Annotated in this window: 28 protein-coding genes and 2 tRNA genes; 5 read left to right on the top strand and 25 right to left on the bottom strand. The window is 45.6% G+C overall.

The window, feature by feature from the left end:
• Positions 1-127: 127 nt before the first annotated feature.
• The 4 genes from L7H18_00900 to L7H18_00885 form a co-directional block, all read right to left on the bottom strand.
• Positions 128-901, bottom strand: coding sequence for a class I SAM-dependent methyltransferase (locus tag L7H18_00900; protein UMX48086.1), 774 nt, complete (start codon positions 899-901; stop codon positions 128-130).
• Positions 902-1,080: 179 nt separating this feature from the next.
• Positions 1,081-2,139, bottom strand: a complete 1,059-nt coding sequence (locus L7H18_00895) for a Fic family protein (GenBank protein ID UMX48085.1) — start codon at positions 2,137-2,139, stop codon at positions 1,081-1,083.
• Positions 2,140-2,428: 289 nt separating this feature from the next.
• Positions 2,429-3,559: a Fic family protein gene (locus tag L7H18_00890; protein ID UMX48084.1), complete on the bottom strand. Its 1,131-nt coding sequence runs from the start codon at positions 3,557-3,559 to the stop codon at positions 2,429-2,431.
• Positions 3,560-3,750: 191 nt separating this feature from the next.
• On the bottom strand, positions 3,751-4,353 hold the full coding sequence (locus L7H18_00885) for an NYN domain-containing protein (protein UMX48083.1): 603 nt from the start codon (positions 4,351-4,353) through the stop codon (positions 3,751-3,753).
• A gap of 185 nt (positions 4,354-4,538) precedes the next feature.
• Between L7H18_00885 and L7H18_00880 the strand changes: the two genes are divergently transcribed.
• Both L7H18_00880 and L7H18_00875 read left to right on the top strand, forming a co-directional pair.
• Positions 4,539-5,822, top strand: coding sequence for an ISNCY family transposase (locus tag L7H18_00880; GenBank protein ID UMX48082.1), 1,284 nt, complete (start codon positions 4,539-4,541; stop codon positions 5,820-5,822).
• Positions 5,823-6,117: 295 nt separating this feature from the next.
• Complete coding sequence (locus tag L7H18_00875; GenBank protein ID UMX48081.1) at positions 6,118-6,699, top strand: hypothetical protein; 582 nt, start codon at positions 6,118-6,120, stop codon at positions 6,697-6,699.
• Between the two features lie 31 nt (positions 6,700-6,730).
• Here L7H18_00875 and L7H18_00870 read toward each other — a convergent pair whose 3' ends face one another.
• From L7H18_00870 to L7H18_00860, 3 genes are all read right to left on the bottom strand, one after another.
• On the bottom strand, positions 6,731-7,093 hold the full coding sequence (locus L7H18_00870; protein UMX48080.1) for a type II toxin-antitoxin system PemK/MazF family toxin: 363 nt from the start codon (positions 7,091-7,093) through the stop codon (positions 6,731-6,733).
• Positions 7,078-7,341, bottom strand: a complete 264-nt coding sequence (locus tag L7H18_00865; protein UMX48079.1) for a ribbon-helix-helix domain-containing protein — start codon at positions 7,339-7,341, stop codon at positions 7,078-7,080. The genes L7H18_00870 and L7H18_00865 overlap by 16 nt, the downstream gene beginning before the upstream one ends.
• 97 nt (positions 7,342-7,438) lie before the next feature.
• Positions 7,439-7,831, bottom strand: a complete 393-nt coding sequence (locus L7H18_00860) for a hypothetical protein (GenBank protein ID UMX48078.1) — start codon at positions 7,829-7,831, stop codon at positions 7,439-7,441.
• Positions 7,832-8,263: 432 nt separating this feature from the next.
• Here L7H18_00860 and L7H18_00855 point away from each other — a divergent pair, with 432 nt between their 5' ends.
• Positions 8,264-8,497, top strand: a complete 234-nt coding sequence (locus L7H18_00855; GenBank protein UMX48077.1) for a hypothetical protein — start codon at positions 8,264-8,266, stop codon at positions 8,495-8,497.
• 159 nt (positions 8,498-8,656) lie between these two features.
• On the top strand, positions 8,657-9,307 hold the full coding sequence (locus L7H18_00850; GenBank protein UMX48076.1) for a hypothetical protein: 651 nt from the start codon (positions 8,657-8,659) through the stop codon (positions 9,305-9,307).
• Positions 9,308-9,350: 43 nt separating this feature from the next.
• Here the strand turns inward: L7H18_00850 and L7H18_00845 are convergent, their stop codons facing one another.
• A complete protein-coding gene (locus L7H18_00845; protein UMX48075.1) occupies positions 9,351-9,611 on the bottom strand; it encodes a hypothetical protein in 261 nt (86 codons plus the stop codon).
• 133 nt (positions 9,612-9,744) lie between these two features.
• Here L7H18_00845 and L7H18_00840 point away from each other — a divergent pair, with 133 nt between their 5' ends.
• Positions 9,745-10,086 (top strand): hypothetical protein, encoded by a 342-nt coding sequence (locus tag L7H18_00840; protein ID UMX48074.1) that lies wholly within the window; start codon positions 9,745-9,747, stop codon positions 10,084-10,086.
• A gap of 198 nt (positions 10,087-10,284) precedes the next feature.
• Here the strand turns inward: L7H18_00840 and L7H18_00835 are convergent, their stop codons facing one another.
• From L7H18_00835 to L7H18_00755, 17 genes are all read right to left on the bottom strand, one after another.
• The gene (locus L7H18_00835) at positions 10,285-10,803 is read right to left on the bottom strand and encodes an ImmA/IrrE family metallo-endopeptidase (GenBank protein UMX48073.1); all 519 of its coding nucleotides are present in this window, start codon (positions 10,801-10,803) and stop codon (positions 10,285-10,287) included.
• A 63-nt stretch (positions 10,804-10,866) separates the two neighbouring features.
• Positions 10,867-11,244, bottom strand: coding sequence for a helix-turn-helix domain-containing protein (locus tag L7H18_00830; protein UMX48072.1), 378 nt, complete (start codon positions 11,242-11,244; stop codon positions 10,867-10,869).
• A 249-nt stretch (positions 11,245-11,493) separates the two neighbouring features.
• Positions 11,494-11,967 carry a hypothetical protein gene (locus tag L7H18_00825; protein UMX48071.1) on the bottom strand — a complete coding sequence of 158 codons (474 nt, stop codon included), beginning with the start codon at positions 11,965-11,967 and terminating at the stop codon, positions 11,494-11,496.
• Between the two features lie 183 nt (positions 11,968-12,150).
• Positions 12,151-12,223: transfer RNA gene (locus L7H18_00820), tRNA-His, on the bottom strand.
• A gap of 90 nt (positions 12,224-12,313) precedes the next feature.
• Positions 12,314-12,385, bottom strand: a tRNA-Arg gene (locus L7H18_00815).
• An 84-nt stretch (positions 12,386-12,469) separates the two neighbouring features.
• Complete coding sequence (locus tag L7H18_00810) at positions 12,470-12,796, bottom strand: hypothetical protein (protein UMX48070.1); 327 nt, start codon at positions 12,794-12,796, stop codon at positions 12,470-12,472.
• The gene (locus L7H18_00805) at positions 12,786-13,340 is read right to left on the bottom strand and encodes a hypothetical protein (protein ID UMX48069.1); all 555 of its coding nucleotides are present in this window, start codon (positions 13,338-13,340) and stop codon (positions 12,786-12,788) included. The genes L7H18_00810 and L7H18_00805 overlap by 11 nt, the downstream gene beginning before the upstream one ends.
• Positions 13,327-13,857 (bottom strand): hypothetical protein, encoded by a 531-nt coding sequence (locus L7H18_00800; GenBank protein ID UMX48068.1) that lies wholly within the window; start codon positions 13,855-13,857, stop codon positions 13,327-13,329. The genes L7H18_00805 and L7H18_00800 overlap by 14 nt, the downstream gene beginning before the upstream one ends.
• 17 nt (positions 13,858-13,874) lie before the next feature.
• On the bottom strand, positions 13,875-15,086 hold the full coding sequence (pilM, locus tag L7H18_00795) for a type IV pilus assembly protein PilM (protein UMX48067.1): 1,212 nt from the start codon (positions 15,084-15,086) through the stop codon (positions 13,875-13,877).
• A 132-nt stretch (positions 15,087-15,218) separates the two neighbouring features.
• Complete coding sequence (locus L7H18_00790; protein ID UMX48066.1) at positions 15,219-16,748, bottom strand: hypothetical protein; 1,530 nt, start codon at positions 16,746-16,748, stop codon at positions 15,219-15,221.
• Between the two features lie 26 nt (positions 16,749-16,774).
• The gene (locus tag L7H18_00785) at positions 16,775-17,890 is read right to left on the bottom strand and encodes a prepilin-type N-terminal cleavage/methylation domain-containing protein (GenBank protein ID UMX48065.1); all 1,116 of its coding nucleotides are present in this window, start codon (positions 17,888-17,890) and stop codon (positions 16,775-16,777) included.
• Complete coding sequence (locus L7H18_00780; GenBank protein UMX48064.1) at positions 17,883-19,655, bottom strand: prepilin-type N-terminal cleavage/methylation domain-containing protein; 1,773 nt, start codon at positions 19,653-19,655, stop codon at positions 17,883-17,885. Before L7H18_00780 ends, L7H18_00785 begins: the two co-directional genes overlap by 8 nt.
• A 42-nt stretch (positions 19,656-19,697) precedes the next feature.
• Entirely contained in the window at positions 19,698-20,924 is a 1,227-nt protein-coding gene (locus L7H18_00775) for a type II secretion system F family protein (protein ID UMX48063.1), read from the bottom strand.
• A 42-nt stretch (positions 20,925-20,966) separates the two neighbouring features.
• Positions 20,967-21,812 carry a hypothetical protein gene (locus L7H18_00770; protein UMX48062.1) on the bottom strand — a complete coding sequence of 282 codons (846 nt, stop codon included), beginning with the start codon at positions 21,810-21,812 and terminating at the stop codon, positions 20,967-20,969.
• A gap of 119 nt (positions 21,813-21,931) precedes the next feature.
• The gene (locus tag L7H18_00765) at positions 21,932-22,501 is read right to left on the bottom strand and encodes a S26 family signal peptidase (GenBank protein ID UMX48061.1); all 570 of its coding nucleotides are present in this window, start codon (positions 22,499-22,501) and stop codon (positions 21,932-21,934) included.
• 32 nt (positions 22,502-22,533) lie between these two features.
• Positions 22,534-23,310 carry a hypothetical protein gene (locus L7H18_00760; GenBank protein ID UMX48060.1) on the bottom strand — a complete coding sequence of 259 codons (777 nt, stop codon included), beginning with the start codon at positions 23,308-23,310 and terminating at the stop codon, positions 22,534-22,536.
• A 258-nt stretch (positions 23,311-23,568) separates the two neighbouring features.
• Positions 23,569-24,213, bottom strand: coding sequence for a hypothetical protein (locus tag L7H18_00755; GenBank protein UMX48059.1), 645 nt, complete (start codon positions 24,211-24,213; stop codon positions 23,569-23,571).
• Between the last annotated feature and the right edge of the window lie 18 nt (positions 24,214-24,231).

Raw genomic sequence — 24,231 nt, 5'->3', positions numbered from 1 at the left:
TCAAAACATTTAAAAACGATGGTTTCGTAATGTAAAGTTATTATTATCTTTAATTATAGCATGTGTGGTTCGCAGGTGTCTTGCTTCTGAGAAATTTTAATTGAGTTCCACCAATTTTGGAAAGCCGTTAAATCTTTTTCCCGATATAAAAAACATATCCGTAATACTGCTTGTATTTTGAATACAATTCCGCTTCGTATCTCATATTTGCGATAAAATCTTCCACAGTTTTGTTCCCGGCGTATTTTTCCAAAAGCGCTTTTCCCGCCGCTTCCCGCGGGACAAAATAATTGTCCGTCCAGCAATTTTCGGGCAATATAAATGCGGCAACAGGAATATATCCCGATTTTTGCATTATTGAAATATTATTTCCTATCGTGCTTATTTCAGGAACATTATCAACCCACCACTTTTCAATTTCCGCCGGGCGTTCATCGGTAAACCACGACTCGTAAGTTAAAGCAACATAGCCGTCTTTTTTTAGAAAATCCCTCCAATAATTTAACCCTTTCTCAAAACCAATCCCGGCAATCGCCCCTTCCGACCATATCAAGTCAAATTCTTCTTTTTGAAAAGAAAGATTCTCCATTGAACCGACAATCCCCTTCACCCTTCCTTGAAGATTTAATTTTTTGGCATTGTCGTTAAAAATATCTATAAAACCGGGGAAAAAATCCACGCCGGTGATATTCCCGTCAATATTTTGCGCCAAAACCATCGTCTGCCCGCCGGTTCCGCAACCCAAATCCGCCACCCGCGAATTTTTATCAAGATTATCCACAAAGCTCAATGCCTTGATAGTCATTTCAGGACTGCCCGGCCCCTGCCGCTCCAACCCCAAATGCAATTCGCAAATCAATCTTAAGTTGGATTCATTTATTAATTTATTCTCTTTAGCCATATTAATTTTATAAACCCCAAAAGGTTATAAATCAACCACCGACCCCAAGTTCATTTATAAAGCTTGATTTACTTTTTCCATCAAAACCAAATTAAAAACCGCCAATTAGCAATTTTTTTCCAATGACACAAAATCATCCCCTACCGGGGTCGTCTGGCATACGATGTTCGCATTTGTTCTTATAATCCAAGCGCGTAATTATTGGCCGCAAATTCGCATTGTCCGATAAAAATCTCTTTGAAAGGTATCATCGAATTGAGTTCGTAAAATACTATTGTTGCCTGGCGGTAATCCGTTTCGTCGACGCTGCGATACGAAAGCGGCGCCAGACTGTGGGATAAAAGCAATGCATTGGCCATTAAGCGGCCGGTGCGCTTGTTGCCGTCTTCAAACGGCTGAACATAGCTTATGCCCAAAACCGCCAGCAATGACTTTGCAAAAATATTCTCCATTCTATCCGCCGCCGCGGAAAGCGTCTTAACCGCTTCTTCGACCTGGTAAATATTATCAAGCGGCTGGTATTTGGTGCCCGTGATCCCAACCGGCGCCTTGCGCAAACCAAAACCGACCTCCATATCTTTCACTAAAATCGAGTGGAGTTTTTCAAGATTGGCGCGGCTTATTTTTTTGAATTCCTGCTGGTTTTGGCGAACAAAATCAAAAGCGTCTTTATGGTTCAATATCATCTGGGTTTCGTTTTCGCTGCGGCCAACTGCCTTTTTATTTTCCAAAATAAGTTTTTCGGTTTCCAACAATGTGTAAGTGTTGCCCTCTATTTTTGAAGATTTCCACGATAGCTCAATTATCAGCCGCTCCAATTCTTTTTTTTGCGTTACCGGTGTAACATTTTGCGATCTTTGTTTGTAGGTTTTTGTCGCCGCCTCAAGCCTTGCCCTTTCTTCGTCATAAAATACTTCCGTGGGCATCTTTGCAAACAAATCAAAATTATAGCGGCTCAACCCATAACGCCAATCCGGTTCAACGGCGCAATAATCCCTTGCATCAATATCAAAAAATACCCTGCCGGGAATACCAATTCCATAAACGGTTGATCTTCCCCCGCCGGCCTCAATTATAACCCCGGCATCAACCATTTCCGATAACGCTCTTTTAACAGTAATCAGTGCCACATTTTCTTTTGCTTTGAGCAACGCCTCGCGAATAGCTGAAGACGACATCTTGCCATTTTTTACCAAAATCGAAAGGATTTTTTGCTGTTTTTGGGATAATTGTTGCATAATCGTATCATTTATATGCCTTAATCGTATCATTTTGATACGATTAAGGCAACTAACTGCAACAAAACAACTAGCTTAAAATCAGCGCGGATTTGCCGCAGAGGATAGCAAATTTTAGTTTCAAAATTGGCAGACCGCAGGCCTGAACTTGTCGAAGAGCTTGCCCTTCGAAGCTTTAGCGTAGAAGGGGTCATCTGGCAACCGATGTTCGCGCCTGTTTGACGGAATATTATACAGCGTCAAATTCGCTTTAACGATTACCCCGCCCCTTAACCCGCCATTTATTTCCCTAAGCCGAAAACGCATCTGTGTATTCGCGATAAATATAGGAACGGTCGTAGCCAGTTTTGTTTTCCTTTAATTCCAAAATTCCGATTTTCACAAATCGGTCGATCAGCTTCTGTGCACCCGCCCTGGTAAACCCGGTCCAGTCCATAATCGTTTTCGAAGCCACTATCGGTTGCGCGTATAATTTCCGAAGAACCTTGACTCCGCTCTCCGATTCTCTTTTGGCCAGCGATTGTATTTTCTCTAAGTCGTTTCCACGAATTTTGGTTATCAACTTTGATATGGCAATTGATTCGTTAGCGGTTTCAATCACTCCGTCCAGAAAAAAATTTATCCATTCTTCAACTTCGCCGTAATGGTAACCATGAAGCTTCTGATAATAAATTTTTTGGTGCTTTTTGAAATAGGAGGAGAGGAAAAGCACTGGCCGCTCCAGCAAATTTCTATGGCACAACAACATAGTAATCAGTAACCGGCCCGTCCTTCCGTTTCCATCCAAAAAAGGATGGATAGTTTCGAATTGCCCGTGCGCGATGGCAATATGGACCAGCGGCAAAGTTGATTTTTCGTTATGAAGGAATTTTTCAAAATCGTTGAGCGCCCGATGCATTTCTTCGACTGGCGGCGGAACGAATAACGCATTCGATGGGGTTGTTCCACCGATCCAGTTCGGTGATTTTCTGAATTCTCCCGGATCGGCAAAATGGCTTGCGCGGGCGCCAGTCATCAATTGGGCGTGGATTTCTCTTATCAATCTTAGCGAAAGCGGAAATTCCTTCAGTCGCACGACTCCGTAATCGAGAGCTTTAATGTAAAACAAAATGTCATCGGCGTCAGTTTCCGAAGTCGCCACGCCAGCGGCTTTTTCAATGGCGTCGATCATTGTCGCTCTTGTTCCCTCGATTTGCGCCGACGATGCCGCGTCTTTTTTAACAAACATCGTTAGAAAATACTCCAAATCGGGAAGCGTATGAGTAATACCGTCCAATTTTCCAACTAACCGCGCCGCCTCTGAAGTCTTAATGAGAGTGGACGCGGTTAAATCAAAAATACCTTCTGGCGGAAACTGAGAAGGAACGAAGGCAGAAAATCCTTCTTTTTGTCCTTGGAGCTTGCCTATCTCTATTTTCATAAGTTAGTATGCTTAGATCATTAAGATATATACTATATAACACTTTAGTATACATTATGTCAAGCAAAGCACACCAACTATACCCAAAACCGCTCAACGCATGTTCGCGGGTTCGGATTCCCCGTAGAGGGTAAGTCGATTTCAGCTTCAAATTCTGGCAGGGTCGTCTGGCAAACGATGTTCGAGCCTGTTTAACTATCTTTTGAGAATAAGGTTTTTGGTAAAAATTCCAAAACCTCGGAATTTCTAATAAGGATCGTTCTGTTGGTGGTAAATGTTAGCCCCTTGTTGGGAGCCGTTTCAAAGCCAAGATAGATTCTTTCAACACCGTGCGTTTTTAATTCACTGATTGCCGGCTGCAAATCAGAATCCGAACTGCCAACAATGGCTGTTTTCAGTTTATTATTGCAAGCCAACGTAACCATATCAACCGCAAGTTTCACATCCACGCCCTTTTCCTTAAAAACCAACATTTCATGTCCCTTTTGGCATTTTTCCAAATGGCCGCGAATCCTGCCGGCAATGACAATTTCAAAACCTTGCTTTTCCAAGCTGGTTTTTAGTTTTCTTTGGTTTTCGATAAGTTTGGCTGATTTCTCCAAAGTTTCCGAATGTTTGACCAGTTTTCCAAAATAGAACAATCGGCGGTCAACTCTTATTCCCGTCAAAACTTTATCCATCAACCCGCCAAAATTATACAAAGAATAATCAATGCTCTTGATTTTATTTTCGCGCAAAACAACTTCAATCTTATTGATAAAATTGCGGCCATCGACAAATAATATGCTTTCCATGTTTAGGAAAACCCCGGCGGACCTTACGGCTGGCCGGGGCGTTGATAGTTAAAAGATACCAGTTTTTGGCTCATTCTGTCAAGGTTTGGCGCACGAATGTCATTTAAAAGTAGTAATGTCATACTTGCGTCCAAGTAGAAATGTCATACCTGGTATGATTGGTGGATAAAACATAACCCACCAATATGGAAAAAGAATTATTCAAGATGACGCAAAAAGAGCTGGACAGGTATGAAGTAATAAGAAAATTGATCGCCAAAGAAATCACTCCGGGCGATGCGGCCAAGCAGCTGGGGCGGTCGGTAAGGCAGGTAAAGCGATTGCGCAACAAAGTGCGGGAGAAAGGCGCCAATGGGATCATTCACGGCTTGCGAGGCAAGCAAAGCAACAATAAGACCGATCTTAAAATCTGGGAAAAATCCGGACAAATAATTTCAGAAAAGTATCCTGATTTCGGCCCGACCTTGGCGCATGAAAAACTGGTTGAGGTTGAAGGAATAAAAATTGGCAAGCAGACCACGCGCAATTTAATGATCGCAAAAAAGATTTGGATGCCCAAACCAAGAAAACAAAACCAGGAATTCCGCTGCCAAAGAGAACGCAAAGAATCGCCGGGCGAGCTGGAACAATTCGACGGCTGTTACCACTTCTGGTTTGAGAAACGCGGCGATGAATCTTGTTTGTTGGCCTCCGTCGACGATGCCACCGGCCGGATCACCCGGGCGGAATTCACGGATAGCGAAAGCGTCATCAATGTGTTTCAATTCTGGAAAGGCTACCTCCAAGAATCAGGCAAACCGATAGCCATCTACCTGGATAAATTCAGTACATATAAGATCAATCACAAAAATGCAAAAGACAACAGCGAAATGATCACCCAGTTTCAGAGAGCCGCCCGGGAACTGGATATAACCCTGATCACCGCCAACAGCCCGCAAGCCAAAGGCCGAATCGAACGGCTCTTTGACACTTTGCAGGACCGGCTGGTCAAGGAATTGCGATTGCGCGGCATCAGCGATATCGCCGCGGCCAGCAAATTCTTAAAAGAAGAATTCATTCCGGATTTCAATCAAAGATTTTCGGTGATTCCCAAAAAGAAAAACGATCTGCACCGGCAGCTGCCCGATTTTCAAAGTTCAAATCTTGACGCGATATTTTCCGTCCAATCGCAAAGGCGGGTACAGAATGATTTCACGATAAGGTTCAAAAACCAATGGATACAGATCGCCAAAGAGCAGATCGCCACCGTGCGCCGCAAGGATGAAATTTTGATGGAAGAGCGGCTCGACGGATCGCTGGCGATCCGTCTGCGGGATAAATATTTAAACTTCAAAATCCTGCCGGCCAAGCCGTTGAAAGCCAAAGAATTGATTGCCGCCATACCGGCAAAAAGAATCATCTCCAAGCCACCGGCGGATCATCCTTGGCGCAAACAAATCGCCGCTGAAATCGCAAAAATCAATTGTTAAAATATTTTTCCGGAAATAACAATACTAATTCTACAAAAGTCAAGTATGACATTTCTACTTAAATTCCGGGTATGACATTTCTACTTGTATTTGACAGGTTTGGCGCACGAAAAATGGTGTCGTGAAAATGGTGTCAACTCTGGTTTTTCTAAACCCCGCCTACGCCCATCCAGCCAAAAAACCGCCCGCTGAGCGACTTTTTGAAGCTTGGTCGTCTGGCAATCGATGTTCGCACCTGCTTCATCAATTCTTGATTTTGAATGATTATGGTGTAATATGCCATTGAGGTAATTTGATGAAGGTTTTCTTATTCCTCTATCCAATTAAGCCGTTCTTTGAAAATGAGATAGGTAATTTTTATCAATTCAGAAACGGCAAATATGATGTGCGCAGATTAAACGACATCATTCGCGCACGGTATCGTAAGAAAAAATACAAAATAGTCTGGCTTTTATTCGGTCAAGAAAACGCGCCGAACAAACCGGACAAAGATTTGCTCGCCAGTTGGATAACAATAGAGCCGGAAGACACCATAATTTCGGCAGGATTATCCTTCAAAGAACATACCCAACATCGCAAATACCCTAACCCGGAATCTATCTTTGGCCAAATCTCAAATATAACCGAGATAATTCTTGGAGGGTTCCATCAATGGGATTGCGTCAACAAACTGGCAAGCTACGCACACAATCTTGGACTTCCCGTAAAAGTTGACGAGGAAACAACTGAAATGTTCTTCTCGCTCACAAATCTTCTCGGCCCCCTCCCACTAATCAGAGATTTCCCACTAACATTAAAGGAAATTTTTGATGACGGAAATGGCCTTGAGGACGCAACAAGTGCAAGAGTAGGGATGCCCTGGTTTATGCAACAATAATTAGAGAGGTAATTCAACCCTCTCTTTCTGTTTATAAATCCACTAATCCCAAGCTAATCTCCAACGCCTGATTTATCTTTTCCATCAAAACCGAATCAAAAACCGCCAATCTTTTAACTAATCGTTGTTTATCAATCGCCCGTACTTGATTCAACAAAACCACGCACCGCTTGCCTAAATCACTCCGCCCGAACTCTATCAACACCTCGGTTGGATAAATCCGCTCCCCAACTTGCAAAGTTATCGCCGCGACAATCGTTATCGGGCTATAACGATTGGCAATATCATTTTGAATAATCAAAGCCGGCCTCGTTTTTCTGATTTCCGAACCGATGGTTGGGTCAAAATTAACCAAATAAACCTCGCCTCGTTTTGGAATTATTTGCTTGGGCATACTTCATTATCGATTGAAAACCACTCTTCAACCAAATTCAAATCTCGCGAAGCGTTAACTATCGCACCATCTTTCAACTGCTTTTTCAAATTAGTTCGGCTCATTTCCTTGGCAAAATAACGAATCGCCTGGTCAACCAACCGGCTCCTATCGCCTCGCTTGGCGATTTTTTCAAGCAATCTGACTGTTTCCTTCGGAAGGGTAATGTCAACCCGCTGATAAGTTGTAGAATTATTTTGATTTTCCATACCTCAATTATACACATTATCAATGTGTAGTCAAATCCCATATTATAACTTCGCGGCGAAACTTATAATATGAGAATTTATATTGCAATTTTCACCGTTAAGATTTTTTGATAGTTTTATCCTTCTTTCTATGCCAAGCAACCAAAAATAAACCGCCAATCAAAAACGCCGGCCCCGAAATTGTTAAAAACCACGAAACCATATACCACTCAAACCCATTTTTCAAAACACCCGCCGCTACCATCGCAATATACAATATGCCCGCCAAGATAAACGCAACGCCGCCCACGATTTCACGCTTCCAGGAAATAATCAATACCGCCAGCAAAGCCAACACCGGAACATTGTGCATAAATAACGCAATGGCGATTTCCTGCCAGCTCCTGCCCTCTTCAAAAACATCCAGCGAAAACATCGCCAAAAACAATATAAACAGTATTGATAATATTCGCGGCGCCCAATAAACAAATTTATTGATTTTGTTTTGCATACTTTTTAAAAAATTAGAATATCCATACCGCCTTGACTTTTAAGAAAGATGGCACCAACTCTGAATATCATCTCTCAAAGGATAAAATCTGTGCATAACACTTAATTATTCACCCCACCCAAAATAATGGAATATGCTAACATCGGTCCCGGAAGAACAATCGCAAATTTTATCCAGACACGCTTTACAGCTACTATGACAACTCGCTTCGCAACCAACAGGGCACCTCTCGTAATTATACAAACTGCAATCGGCCCTATCTGGAATCAAATAGCCCCCAAAATACCATATTAAGTATATTAAGTGTAAACCAACCAATAAAAATAAAACGATTAAAATCTTCTTCATAATTTCTTTGAATTACGAAACTCCTAAAAAATGCTAAAATGACACCAGAGCCGGCGACCGGTAAATCGCCGACTCAACACCAACATGAAAGTTGTAATTCCATTTTACAACGAAATCAGGAAGGTGGTAAGTATTTTTTCACAACAATTAAAAATTGACAAGCTCACAAACAAAACCGGTCGAAAATTGGCATTGCCGATCATCCAAGTATTATCGCTGGCGATATTCAAACAAGCCGGCGGTATCGCTACCAAAAAATCATTAAAGCTACTCCTACCCTTTTATTTCAAACTTTGCTTGAAAACAAGCAAGTTATAATAACGGGCAAATGGGGTCGCGTACCAAATGGTATTATAACGCAGTTAATGAAGATACTGGAAGACCGAAATTATATTGAAAGCCTAATGTTCAAAATCAAGGCAATCAACGAGCTAAAATTGGCCGCAATATAGCTTAATTCCTTTTAAAAAAACTTAATTGCCTTATTGTTCGATTTATGCCACCATTATACAGTGGCTTACAAATTTAAAATTCGACAAGCCACTAAAAATAAGCGGGCAAAAAGGGTGTGGTGTCATCAAAAGCAAAATACGGATATGCGTTGAAAACATTGCGCCGAATGAAAGGAAAATAACCGCGGGAGAAGCGACAAAGCTGTTGTTCTTTAACGGAGATGAAACTTGGTGGCTAAACACCACTTGGAGGCCGGAAAGTTCAATCCCGAACGGAAACGAACTGCACAGGCTCCTGGGATACGAGCAGGATGAAATATTCCCCCGGTATTATTATTGCAAGAATATCGGGCAAAGAATTAAAGTTGTGGGACAGCCCGACAAGTTAAACATTGATACCGGTGAAGCCTTGGAGTTGAAAACCTACCGCTATCCTTGCAACAAAGAACGGCAAATAATAGCGGGAACATTCCAAGCCCAATGCTACTGCTGGCTTACGGGGTTTGAGGATTGGCAGGTGCATATATACAATGCCGTAAGCAGAAAAATGGAGGTAAGGATAAAAGGAAAATTGAATTTACAAGAGTTTAGAAAAATGCTGGATTTGGCAATTGATTTGCAAAATTTGGAATTTACAAAAACAAATTGCCTTAGCCCAATAGAACAATACGCATAAGGTCGATGTTGCGAAGATAAAATCAATTCGCCCATCGTCTTTTTTATTTTAAAACAGACAATCGCTCATCATTAAAAATTAAAATGAGAAGATTTATTGTCTTCTCTTTTTGCGTACGAGTTTTTCTTGGCAACGGGCACAAATATCGCCGCGCGATATTCTTTTGTTGCGCCCACATTCTTTGCACATCACATATCTCAACAAACACCCCGTTGCGGACTTCTCTTTTAAGAGCATCTGCAAAACTTTCGCCTTCTTTAACTTCAAATGCCACAGAAATCACCTCTAAATTGCTAATAATCAAAATATAACATTACGCTTAAAAGTCAACTTCAATTTTACCTGTTATCAAGTTTGACTTCTATATTTATTGATTTTTGTTAATTTATAAAAAAAGTATAAAATGGGAAAAATACATAACGGGACAACAACAAAATATGAAACCAAAAATCAGATTATTGCAAAAATTCGCGAACCCTTATTTTAGGCGCGGGAAATGTCCGTTGGTTAGGTGGAAAGCTAAAAAGAAACTTTTAGGAATAGCGGACACGGAAAACAATCGAATTTATCTCAATCCCAAAATTTCCAAAGAAAGTAGCTGGCGGTATTTTATCACCGACAATTTCCAAGCATTGGGCGAAAGAATAGGTCTATTCGAGGGCGAACAATTTTTTATGATTTTGCTTTTCCAAATCAAATTTTTTAAAATCAAGCTCAAAGCCAAACCCGAAGAATGGATAACGACAAAACAGCATATCAAATTTGAACTTAATTTTTAGCAGGGTCAGGAACCATCCGCTCTAATAACCGAAGTAATCAAAATCCTCCAAGACGAGGCATATATGGAAGATTTGCGCTACAAAATCGCCGCGGTAAAGGAATTATTGTAAATTCCCCTTTATTTGTCCAAGTTCTTAGATATTTATTAAAAATCAAAGCTTATTGATTTCACGGCGCTTTCCCATTTACCCTATTTTCTACTTTTCTCCCCTTATATTGCCCAACGCTATTTCTGCCACTTTCTCTGATACCCCGAAAACTTTGGCCATAGGAATAGCTAAATATGAATTAAACACATTTTCATCTTCAATTGATGGCATATTCCCCATCGCCTCCAAGTCCCGCAAAAAACTATTCCTTTCTTGCGATAATTTGCCGCGAGGTATTAATAAGAGATTGGCGAATTTATTTGCCTGTGATTCCAAATATCCGTATTGAATTGTCGAAATTTGCTCAAAAAATTTATAAAAATCTGTAATATCGTTTATCCCGAAAGTTCCGTAAAGCTTCTTGTGTAAAATAAAATGCCCTATTTCGTGGGCCAAAGAAAAACGAATCCGGCTTTGATAACGCTCGTCCATATATTTCGCATTATCAATATAAACCGCTTCCCAATTGGAAGTGATGAGCGCGTCCGCGTTGGACAATCTCGCCAATCCAGGCGTAGGTATTATGTCTATTTTTAAGCCAAATTCAACAATCCTCTCAATATCCACCGGAATGGTATCGTCCCATACTTTCTGCCTGAATTTTTCAACCGGTATTTTTCATAGCCTTCTCTATGCATTTCTTATTGTGTTGATAAGATTGTCAATATCTTCCTTCGTCGGCTTTTCATTACGAACGGTACGGAAAAAAGCGGGCAAATACTCAACTGCATTTTCCTTTGAAAGGATATCTTCGGGAATTATACCTTGGGCTATGCTTGCCTCGTCAACAAAATCTCTCAAAGCCTCCTCCTTTCCCGAAATACCCAATACTTTCGCCCACTTTCTCAAAATTTCTTCATCTGCCGGAGGAGCAATTATACCTCTTTCAATTTTGCTCCAATTGCTTGGGTCGTAATCAACTATTTTGCAAAACTCCCTTAATCCTAGCCCCTTTTCGGTTCGCAACTCCTTCAAATGTTGACCAAACTTTTTAAGATTTTTGAACATTTTTTTGGAATTAGTGTAGTATTAATTTACCACAATTTATATTTTTTGTAAATACCAACAATCGTAATTAACTAAAAACCGAAAATAATCCTTTTGGTTATAATTTCGATAAAATCGGCCCTCCAACGGGACGATATAATAACTTGGGTCGTCTGGCATACGATGTTCGAACCTATTTGACTACAGCAGCGTGAGTAAAAAAAGACTGAGGTTGATATTCCCCAGCGGGCAAAGCCCTTTATTGAAACTTTATATTTCCATCCTATGCTCAGCCATTCTCTTATCGGCCTCAATCCTTGCTAACATAATGATCGCAGAAAGAACCATCTCGGCCAGAGCTTCATCGGTTCTACCCAAGGCCCCTGATACACCTACTGCAATTCCATATCTGTATGCCCCTCCGGAATAGAGAAATTCCTTTTCTCGCAGTCGCCAAGGATCAAGGGCAACAACCTCACTTGTTGATTTCTTCTCGCGCCATGCGGCGTTGAGCTTTCTCCATGCAACATAAGCAAAATCTTTTTGCTCGCCCCATTTTGAATCCCATGGAACAGTTATGTCGCCGAAATGGAATTCAACATCTCCGGCTCCAGATTCTTCTGCGTATACATACCCATGAGCAAACTTTGGTCCCCATGTAGTCCCCTCGCTGTTCAATATGGCAACGGCACCAGGCGTTACCAATTCAATCGCTTTTTGGATTAAACTCTTATCCAGTATCACTGTATCCTCTCCTTAATAATCCGACCTTATTTTTTATGAGCAGATGTGCTCACGATCTTACCCTAAAATACTATACGAAAACAGATTTCTGTCAACTCGCTGCCAAACCAAAAAGCTCAACAAATGTTAAGCGGTTCGGATTTCCCGTAGAGGGTATTAAATTTTAGCTTCAAATTCTAGCAGGGTGAGCGAGGGGATTCGGACCCCCAACCTTCGCATCCACAGTGCGAAACTCTAACCGTTGAGCTACGCCCACCATAAAACTTTACAAAACGATAATACCTTATTTTAATCAAAAAATCCAGCCCGCCTCATATCTTGTATTCATTTGAAAATTTTTAATCAGTGCCCCTAGCAGGAATCGGACCTGCATCTACGGCTTAGAAGGCAGTAGCTTTATCCATTAAGCTATAGGGGCGTTTTATTAATAAAAAAACAGGGAAACGCAAAACGCGCCGGCTAACCATAAACAGCAAACAAACGCCGGCAAAAGGATTATTGCTTAATTTTCGGAATCGGTCAATCCGGCCGGGCGCAAAAATACATCCGGATAGGTCGAAGCGGGCGTTTGGCCAATACTCTCATTTCGCCGATCCAGCGCCAGAAAAACATCGCGAAATTTCTTCGCTTTAACCGCGCCAAACGATTTATCCGCCATCGCCGTTGTTTCAATGTCCGTCGCCAAACGCTGAACATTTAAAAAAATCAACGCTGAAAACGCCGCGCCGACCACCGCCAAAAAGAAAAACGCCAAAAACGGCTTGAGCGCGATTTTTTTAAAAAACGCCCCTACCGCCGATTGGAATTTGTTTTGATCGTTATTCCGCATAAGCTTTCAATAAAATATGCGCCTTGCCGCCGCCGCTCGCGGATAATTCCGGCGCGGCGGCATCCGGCAAATTGGAGCTAATCTCGAAATTCTGCGCCGCCAGCAAATAGGGACTGTTCTCGATCTTTTCGACAAATTGAAAGATATTGGAAATGTTTCCCGAAATATCCGCTTCAATCGAAATCGAAGGCCATTCCCCCTTAACGGCTTGCCGCGGCATTGACGATGAAAATTTAATGCCAACGCCGCAGTCTTGGGCCGCGGCTTCCAGAAAATTTATGAAATCAAGCGGCATCCGGCTGTCAACAAAAACTTTCTCCATTCTTTCAAAATTAATTTTTTCGTCTTTTTTAAACGCGATAAATTCGCGAACATCCGAAAGGCGCCGGTCATAGTCGTCAATCTTGACTTGCTGTTGGGCAATCCGCAAACCGGCATTATTGATATTTGCGATCAACGGCGCGGCAACGAGAAAAACCAGCGCCAACACGATTGCCGCGAACACCGCCGCAACAATCAATGGTTTGTTTTTAAGGTTTTGCATATTCAAAATTAACGCCAAACTTGATATCCCGCGCCGTAAGCCAGTTTTCGGGAGGGAAAACCATTTTCTTAAAATCGGCTTGCTTTTCCAAATTTTCTTTGAAAATCACCAGCGCGGCGCGGTCGGGAGAATACCCCTCCAAATAAACGCTCGGCGATACATAGCCAAACTTTGACAAAACCACTCCCGGCGGCAAGGTCGCGGCCACCTTGGTGAAAACTTCCGTAACCTTAATCTGCTTTGCGTAAAAATCGGCGATCTTGGAAGCCAGATTGCCGCGGTCAACGGCTTGCTTTTCAATCTCTTCAACATTAAAAATCGCCATTTGCCGTTCCTTCTCCGCCAAAACCACCAGTCCGGATTCAAGCTGGGCGTAATAAAAAACCCGCACCAGCGCCAACATAAAAATAAACAAAACCAGCGAGAATACGGCCACAATGCCGAGGATCGCGGCAATCTTGGACATTTCTTCTTGGCGCAATTTGTTTTGCCAGTATTGGGGCAATAAATTAATCATCGGTTTAACGGCGAAAATTATTTTGATTTCACGCGCACCCGGCCGCGCAGATTTTTTTCGGGCGCCGGTATTTTATTTTTCGGCATAGTTTTCGTTTCTCCGCCGGCTTGATCCAGCGCGCGCAACGCCAGCCCGGCGGCGACCGCGAATCCGAATTCATTCTCGGCAAACTGATCCGTAATTTTCAATCCGGCTCGATCAAAATCAAGCGGCAGTTGCGCCCGCCAGACCGGCGCGTTAAGTTTTAACGCGAGAAATTCATCCAATCCTTTCAAGTTCGAACCGCTGCCGCAAATTAAAACTTTGTCAAAATTTTTTTTCCACGACCCGGTACCGGCATCTTCGTGAGTTTGATAATATCGAATGCATTTTTGTATCTGCTGGACAAAATCAACCAATCCCGGAACCAGCGCCTCAAAAATTTTTCTTTTCTCTCCGGCCGGTTCGGCCTCGGAATTTTTCGCGCCGTCCGGGCGCGCGAATTCTTCAATTCCGCATTCGACTTTCAAACGCTCGGCCCAAACGGCGTCCGCTTGGACGCTATCCATTATCGTTTCAATGAAATAACGGTTTGAAATCGGTATGGTGAAAGAAAATCTGATCGAATTTTCGGAGTAGACCGCCAAAATCGTCTTGGCATCGCCAATCTGGATAATCACCGTGGGAGATTTCATCTCCTTTTCTTTGGACAATATCCGCGCCAGCGCCTGCGATTCAAGCTCCATAACGATCGGGATCAATCCCGCTTTGCCAATGGCGCAAACGCGGGAATCGATTATCTCCCGGGGAATCGCCGCGATCAAAACCTCGCAGCAATCCGGCCTTTCCAAAACCGGCGGCACAATCTCAAAATCAAGGTAGACCTTTTCCAGCGGCAAAGGAATGTAATTTTCGGCCTCAAAAACAACCGCGGCGCGCAAATCGTTGCCTTTCAATTTCGGCATCGTAATCACCTGCAAAAAAGCCTTGCTCTCCGGCAGGGAAACGACAACATAGCGGGTCCGGATTTTTTCTCCGGCCGCGCCGGCCAACGCCGCTTTTATCGCGGCGGCCAGCTTTTCTCCGTCCTGGATAACGCCCTCTTTTATTATCCCTTTTTCCAATGCCGCCAATCCCAGCGAAACCGCCGCCAGCTTTCCTTTCCGGCGAGCAAGCTTCATCACTCTGACGGCGGTATCGGTTATTTCCAAGCCGAAAGCTTCTTTTGACAAACTTAAGAATTCAACCATATCATAACCAAAATTGAAAATGTAAATATCAAAGATTAAAATGACAATTGAAAATGTTAAAATGTCGGAATCTCAACACCTTTAATTTTGCATTGTCATTTTCCATTTTGATTTCTCAATTTTACATTTATTTTAGTCGATTTCCCGCCAGCTTACAATCTTGTAATCCGAACTCATGCTTGCCACGAACGGCGGCGGATTATAAACTTGGTTCTGGTCAAAATAAGTGTAGCGCCGGGAATAACCGGAAAGCATCTGGCCGCTGTCGGAATCCACCCATTGCGTTCCAACTCGGCCCTTGCTGATAACCGATCCGTAAATGCTCAAAGTGCCGCGGTCGCGGTAATCCCGGTTGGTATAATGGTTTCTTCCAAACCTTCCCTTTTGCGCCACGATGATCGCGTGCAAATCCATATTCTCGGGAGATGCTGGACTTATCAGCGCGTTATTTTCGGCGATCACGGCCATCCCGTCGGAACCCCCATAACTCGAATAAGTTATATTACCCGGGAAAATAACATCCGTGTCGATATCGGGGTCCGTGTCGCCGGTATCTTTAAGATGGGCGGAGGCCACCACCACTTTTCCCCTAACCGTTCCTTCAACCCACAAATTATCTTCCACATAGACCACGGAACAATCGGCGGGAATCGGGTAAACACCGTCGGCGTAATCCTTGGTGTAAATATCTTCATTGCTGATAATAAAACGATCCTGGTGCCAGCCTTCTTCGTTATTGTACCCGTCAACCGGATGAAGCGACCTCACCGTGGACACCCGCACCGTGCCGTTGCTCAAAAACACCAAATGATATCCCTTGCTCCCGGGAACTTCTTTGACCGAAGGCGAGAAATAAATTCCGCCGCCGGTTTTAGCCGCTTTTTTAATGTCGCCCAAATCCATCGTGATCGCGTCAAAAGGAAACGGCGGTACCGGAAATTTAAACAAGCTTGGCGTTGAATTCGCGGTCGTGGTAAAAATCCCCGGACAAATGCATTTGCCGCTTGATATCCGACAGCCGCGCGAAACCGGGCAACAATCATCGGTATTCCAAGCCGAGCAAGCGGTTGAACCGCAGCCATAAGTTCCATCGCAAATCCATTCCGCGGTAGTGGTACCGTTGAGAACAAGCAAAGCCGCGCTGGTCATCAGCGACTTGTTCTGCCCGTCCATCCTTATCCCGCCGTTGGAATGATAGGGCCCGTTTATTTCGTGATCGCCGCCGATCCACACGCTGCTGTTCAAAATATAAGAATATTTGGCCACTGATTCGCGGCCATAAATTATCCGCACACTCCTTTTAACGCCGGGGAATTGCTCGGTCCAACCGCTGGATGTGATCTGCAGCTGGGTTGTTTTGCCGCACGACAAAGTCGAACTGGCGACAATCAAAAACTTCCCGGCCAAAACGCCGTTGCCGTCATAATAATCTTTTTCTCCGATACAGCCGTCCTGCACTTCATTATTGGCGCACCAGCGGTAATAATCTATTCCCGCCTCGGCGATATTCAGCGCTTCGCTTGACGCGACGCGCTGCAAAGACTGGCGCAGTTGCAACAATATGTATCCGAAAAGCCCGGCCAGCATCAGCAAAAACACCGCGCCGAAAACCAGCACATAAGTAATGATAATTCCTTTCCGGCCAAAATTATCATTTTCCATTTTGATATTTATATTTTTAATTTTTCTCATTCTTCTTTAAGGTTTCTTATTTGCACATATTGCTCCAATTCGTAGTCATCCGGCGCGCGATTGGGATTGATGTTAACCACCATATGAAGCCGCACCATTTTGGTGTCATGAAGGATCGACGGATCGTCGATAATCTGCGCGCCGTTTTTATCGTAATAAGTGAATATCGGCGGCGTATTGCGAACATACGAAGTTATAATGGTTGATTGCTCTTGATTGGCCGGATACGATGACGGACTGCCCGAAGGCTCGATTACTCCCCGGCGCAATTCATTGCCGACGCTCGGAATTTCTTCGGTGAAGAAAAATTCGAATTTCGCCTTGATTGAGTGATCGGGATCGATCCAATCGCAAACCGCTTTCAATTTATCGTTGCCGGTTATATTGAATTGAATTGAATTATCCGCGGCCGCCGCGGTCACATCAAAAGTCTGCGTTCCCTGCCAAGCCTCGATGCATTCGGAACAACCGCTCTGGCACATATTGTTCATCAATTCCACGCCATCGGCGCGAAGCGCGGCATAACGGCTCGGCGTACCATAATATCCCTCGGTGGACACTCTCACTTGCGCCGATTTCAAAGTCCCGGCCAGAAAACCGCTGAAATCAACACTGCACGCAGGGGACTGCCAATAAGGCCAACCGGATTGCGAATGAGAATGGCATTCTTTGGTTTGAGAACCGGAATTCACGGTCGCCAAATAATAGCGCACTCGCTCGGTTTGACCGTCATTGTCAACATCGCTGTAAAAAATGAATTCCTTGCCCGCGCCTTTTTCAATCGGATAAGCGCCGTTTTCTCCGTAACGAGCCTGCCTCACTTCTTTGGCCATTATGTCCACGCCGCGGCGGGCTTCGCTGATTGCCATTGATTGTTCCATGGCATATCCCTGCGTTCGGTAAATCATTATAATCGCCGTCCCGATCGCGGCCATCAGCAACCCGAAAACCGCGATTGCCGCGAGCATTTCAATAATCGTGAAACCGCCTCTTCCGTTGGAAATTGCCCGCCGGAAACGGATGCGCCTTTGGCGCAAAAATCGTCCCGCGGCGCAGGATCTCGCCCGGCGAAAGAAATTGGAAATTATGCCGCTCGTTTTTGTGTTATTCATTCTGATTGACATCAACCGTTAAATCGCTTAGCCCCGCCACCGAAACCGTGCTTGAAGCTCCGGCGTAACCGGCCGCGCCAACGGAAATATTATAAACTCCATTGGCCAGCGGAGCGAAATATGTTTGGCCGTTTTGATCGGTATATTGGATTTTATCGTATCCGATTCCGGAATTCGACAACCTTACTTCCGCGGAAAATATCGGATCGAGAGTCGCGCTGTTCTGAACCGTTGCCAAAAGCGCGTTTTGCGGCCGCAAAAATAATTTCACCGCAACCGCGCCGCCGGCCGGAGCGCCAATCGGCAATACCGCCGGATCGGTCGCGATCAAACTCAACCCGGATACCGGGTCAACCGAAAAAGTATAATCATCGGCGTCAATACCAAAGATGTCCAAATGGCCGGCGGCATCCAGAACATGATCCTGCGAATACTTGTAAATCTTTTGCCCCAAGGCGTCTTCTCCAATAGTTTTTGCCCCTCTCATATGGAATAACGCGCCCGGAACCGCCGGGCCGGATGCCGTCGTCCAAACAACCTGCCAATTATGCATCCGCGGAGTGAAGTCAGGATCGCCGCTCGTTAGATTGCTTTTAATTTTAATTTGCGGATAATTACCCTTATCCAACCCTGCCAGATTTACCGGAGAATTGCCGAACCCGGCGCTGTTTCCGCTCAAATCCGAATCGGGAACCAAAACCCAATCGGAACCGTCGTAATGTAAAACTTGATAGAGAATTCCTGTCCCGGCCGGACGATCATCGTCAAACCTTAATTCATCCCAAACCGTTAAATCGACCGGATTGATCGCGTTGGAAATCGCGTATCCGTTCGCCGAATATGGCGGGCCGGAAAACAAAATATCTCCGGACAAAAATTGGATGTTATCCGACGCCGATATTAATGCCGCATCGTCAAAACTGTCCGCGAAATTATCTTGACCGTCGGGAGCAATGCCGTCAACAGAGATCGCCGCGACTTGGTCAATCGAAAGGCTCAACGGCACTTCACCGCCTTCCAAAACCGTCGGATTGGGACTGTCGGGAACCGCGACTCCGTCATCGCCGCCGGCGCTGTATGTCCGGGCGGCGCTGTAAGCGGTCTTTGAAGTTTCCACCCGGTAATTGCCTATCGCCAAAGGAAAAGAATATTCCCCGGAAGCCGGCGCCGCGATGGCAACCAAATTATTGGTTACCGGATTGTAAACCGAGATGTTGGGCGACGGCACCAAAATTCCGCCCTCGTCAAAAACCGTTACCGTCAGAACGCCGCCGGGCTGATCAAGGCACGATTGCGCTTCCTGCGCCTTGTTTTTCGGAGAGAGATTGGTCGATAAATTAACGCTGCCCGGATAAACGCCTTGCCACGAAACCGTTACATCGGCTTTTTTAAAATCAAGGTTGCATGGATCGGAAACGCCCGTTCCGTCGGCGGCGTCAGATATAAAACGCACTTGCGTTGAAATCATAAATTCGACATTGTCGATTGTCTGCGAATAAGCTTGTTGCAATATTCCCGCCGCAAACGGCAATTCCGCGTTTTCTACGCCCACGGAACCATAATTAAGATTGCGGATCATTTCGATCCGGGCATTAGCGATCGAAGTTGCGGCAATCCGATTTTTGCTCAACCCAACCACCTTCATCCCCAAACGGTAAGACGCGAAAATCCCGGAAAAAACAATTCCCAAAAGCGCGACTCCCACCAGAGCCTCAATCAAAGTAAAGCCATTCTTGCCTGCTCTTAAATGTTTTGCTTTATCCAATAATAATGAATTTCGGCCAATCATTTGTTAATTTAAATCTATTTAAACCGAGTCCATCATCGAGTACATCGGTTGGACCATTGATATCGCGAAAAATCCCACCACCGCGCCGATCACGATCATCAGCATCGGTTCGATGATCGAAGCGAAATTTTTTGTTTCTTCGTCAACTTCATTTTCGTAAAATTCCGCCAACTTCAACAAAATGTTGCTGGTTTCGCCGGTCTCCTCGCCCACGGCGATCATTTGGATCGCGGTCGCCGGATAAAGATTGTCAAACATTTTGATGGCCGCGGAAAATTTTTCGCCCTTTTTGACTCGTTCTTCAATGCCCAAAAGCGCGTTTTGGTAATTGACATTGCCCACCGTGCCCGAAGTGATTTCCAAAGCGCGCGGCAAAGAAACCCCCGCGCCGATCAGCGCGCTCAAATTGCGCAAAGTATACGCCGAATTGACATTGCGCACGATAACATTTATCGCCGGAAATTTTAGCGCGACGCCGTCATACAATTTCTTGCCCGGTTTTGTTTTTATCAGCCGCGCGGCAACCGCGACCAGCGCCGCGAAAACGGCCGCCACGATCCACCAGTATTTTTCCATGAACATTCCCGCGGCAATCACGAACTTGGTCGTTATGGGAAGCTCGGTTTTCAACTCCGCGAAAGTCGCCGCCAGTTGGGGCACGACCGTGGCCAGCATCAGCATACCAATACCAACCATCGCGGTCAGAATGACAGTTGGATAAACCAAAGCGCCTTTTACTTTTGATTTTAACGAATATTCTTTTTCCATCTGGTTAACCGCGATTCCCAAAACATTTTCCAGCGTTCCGGTCTCTTCGCCCACTTTAACCATACTGCGCAAAAAATCCGAAAAAACATTCGGATGTTTTTCCATCGCCGCGGAAAACGCTTCGCCGCGGATCATATCGTCTTTGACCGAATTAAGCGTCCGGCGAAAAACGGAATTGCCGCTCTGGTCGGCCAAAATTCCAACCGCGCGCGGCAAAGAAAGCCCGGCGGAAGCCATCACTTGCAAATTTTTGCAAAAAAACATTTTATCCTTGAGGCTTACCCCAAAGGAAAGCGTCGGGATGCGAAATTTGCGGGCGGCGGACGCCGGCGTCGCGCGGATTAAAATAAAACCCTCCCGCCGGAGGCTGTGCGCCAGTTCAATTTCGCTTTCCGCCTCGCGAACCCCTTTCTGTTCTTTGCCGTCGATTGATTTTGATTGAAAAGAAAATTGCGCCATTTGGTTGCTGGCTTGCATCGGAGTATTAACTCCGCGGCAAGCTGACGGGGTATAAAAAAATTAAAAACCGGAGAAAAAACGCACGATAGCCTCCACCAATTCGTCAAGCGGATCGCCCGCGGAAAAGTTTTCCGGCGCGGCGGGAAAAACATTCTCAAAATTTTTTGGCGGCGGGGCATTCTGTCCGAAATCCGGGAAAACCGATCGGCTAACGCTGGCTTGGCCCGCTTCAAAATTGGAATTTATAATATTCGGAACGCCGGACTGGCTCAAAAGCGCAAAAAGCAACAACGCGCTGGCCGCGCCGGAAATCAACGCTCCCAACCAGCCATAATCCGAAATTTCGGCAATTCGCGTTTGCTCGGGTTTTGGAAGCGGATAAATTTGGCCCGATGTCGGTATTGCCCGGAGCCTTTTGGGAATCGGCGGCGGCAAAAGCGATCCGGCATCCGCGCAAAAAACCGCGGCCGGTTTGCCGGCTTGATCACGGCTTGTATCGACAAAATTCCGCGAAGGCAAAAATTGCCCCCCGTCGGAAATATGCTCCAAAGATTTTGCGTCTTCAAGAAATCGCCCGGAAGAAACAGGTTCGATTTCCTCATTCGCCAATGCTTCGGCGGATAAGCCGGCAACGGAGCAATCAACATTCGCCGACAGCTCCGAAGGCGCGGCCACGAAAACCGCGGCCGGCGCGTTCGCCCTTTTGGCTTCCGCCGCTTCGCGCCATTCCTGCGCGCGCGCCTGATAATCATCAAGCCACGCGGCCGTGGTCATCCATTTTTTGCCCAGTTTGATGGATTTTAATTTTCCCTGCCGCGCGCGCAACCGCAAATAGGGTTCCGAATATGAACATAATTTCGCCGCGCCGGCCAAAGAAATATAATTTTGTTTTTTATTTTCCTCCATAACTTGATTATACCAACCGCTCGCGATTTATCAATTACTTTACTTTCCCCGCGCAATCAAAAACACCGCGCCGAGCGCGATGTTTTCTGTTTTTTGTTTTAAAGGCGCGGATTAAAATTTTAGAACGGCTTGATTTTCCCGACAATGTTTTCTTGCGCCGCCAGGCCGAATTTCACCGAATCGTCGGAGCCCTCCAAAACATTGCCCAAGATCAGGCAAGCGCCTTCGGGAATTCGCGGATAGGAATTGGCATAGAGCAAGAGCATTTTTGCCTTTTTCCCGGGAATTTGGTAAGGCGCGCCTTCGGAATTTTTCAACCATTGATCATTAACCTCAATTTGGTAGGTATTTTGCTCCGGCATCAATTCCATTCGCCAGCGGTCGCCGGCAACGGCTTTCACGATCTTGGCCAGCGGCGCGTCTTTGTTTCCCGCCCAGCGATAGGCCACCGCGTCGCCCGCCGACAACGAATGGCAATCATAATACCGGGGCAACAACTTCACCTCTTGGCCATCGGCGAATTCCGGCGCCAGCGAATCGCCGCGGATCACAAAAACCTCATGCTCGGTTTCGCAAGGCGGCGCGAACGACTCGGGATTGGCGGCGCGGCGCGGCCAAAAAGCAATTGTTGCGATTATCGCCAGTGCCGACACCAAAATCAAAATCGCGATTTTTAAAACTTTTTTCATGAATTTTGCAAACAATTCAACTGCCGCCAAAACTATTTGCAACATGCAAGAGAATATGGGTCTGAACAAAATGTTACGCTTGCTCCCCAACTGCCAGTCTCCTCTAAACTACTCAGATAAGTCCCATATAAGTGTTTCGTGATCGTTGAATCGGTCCAATCATCACAATCAGCGTTGGGCGGGTAAGATACATTACCATTCCACCAACCTCTTATTGCGCCATACTGTCCAACCAACGGCAGACATCCTGCGCGTCCGGCAACATTCCATTCGTCGCTCTGGCAAAAATGGTAACCCGGGTATTCCGCCGCGCATTTGGCATTCGCGCCGCCAACGCCGTCCAAATCTCCCGTATATGTTGCCGCGGTGAATTTGACGAACAACTGATCGCCGTCGCAAGTGCCATAGCCCGATCCGCCGCCGCCAGCAGCATCCAGTTGAGCCTTGATGACCACATCGTTATCGTCAATTGCGGGAGAAACATTACCAATCCGGCCATCAGCATTGATGTTCACCGTTTCGGTGGCCGTGGCAAAGTCATTGCCGGTCTTAAACACCAGATTATTGCCAGCCTGGGAAATCCAATAGGTAATCGCGCCGCCGATCTTCACGCCCAAACCGCCGGTTTTATATTGCGCGTCGCCGCCGGAATTAATCGGCGCGGCAACATTGCCGTCCGGCGGATTTTCTCCGGGAGAATCCCACGCCATAATACCAAAACACAGCGCCAAGCAAACCGCCAGCGCGCAAATCGCCGCCAACAAATACCTTTTTTGATCCATTATCGCCAACCGCCCGACCACCGCCATGAGCGAACCATTTTTTCAAAATGGCTAACACCATGGCACTGCCGCGCGACTTTTAAAATAATAACAATGTTTATTCTTCAATTAATTGTATCCCGGACCGGAACAATCATGCCCGGTGCATTTGCATGACCATGGCATTCCCGTGCAACCGGAAGAACAATCGCCGCAATCCCGCGTTATACCTTCGTACGGATCCCAAAACTCGCCACATTCGTACCCTTCCGCGCCACAGTTGGCGCAATATTCCCCGTAAAAGTATCACTCTCCCTCACTGCAGATTCCGCAGTATACGCTTCTGCCGCAAGCGGCAATCCATGTCCCGCACTCCCGGCCGCTATAAGCGCACCATTCAGCATCGCTCATCGTTTCCTGATCCCGAAGAACGCACCAGCCGTCATGAGAATCGCAACAATATCCGTACGCGCTTCCGAATCCGCACTCGTTATCCGCGCTGCAACTAATTCCCGGTGCCGGGCTCGGATCATATTTTGTCCTCACGCATCTCGTTTCAAAATCGCAACCATCGGGATAGCAGTCCCGGCTTTGCCTGCTAACACTCACATCCTCAACGCCGCAATTGGAAACGGGACCGACAAACGCCCAACTACCACAGGAACAAGTCGAAGGCGTCGGTACGCCAAAACATTCTTCCCATGTGGCGCAACATTCCCCGGCCAAACAAAAGCGGCCGGACGCGCTGTCTTCGGCAACATTCAGTTTGCCGCCCAGATTTAAATCGCCGGCTTTCGTTTGCGCGGTCGCCCCCTCATTGATCGGCGCGTCAGCATTTTCGGTGGGCGAAGGGCCGCCGGGATTGTTCCATGCCATGGCTACAAAACACAATGCCAAAACGGCAATTAGCGCGCACACCGCCACCGCATAAAATTTTAAATGATGATTCATAATTATCTTAAATTACGA

This window comes from Candidatus Nealsonbacteria bacterium DGGOD1a (genome assembly GCA_022530585.1).
In the GTDB taxonomy this organism is placed as follows: domain Bacteria; phylum Patescibacteriota; class Minisyncoccia; order Minisyncoccales; family UBA5738; genus UBA5738.
Note: the sequence above shows the minus strand (reverse complement) of the source record. Positions and strands in the feature narration are given on the sequence as shown.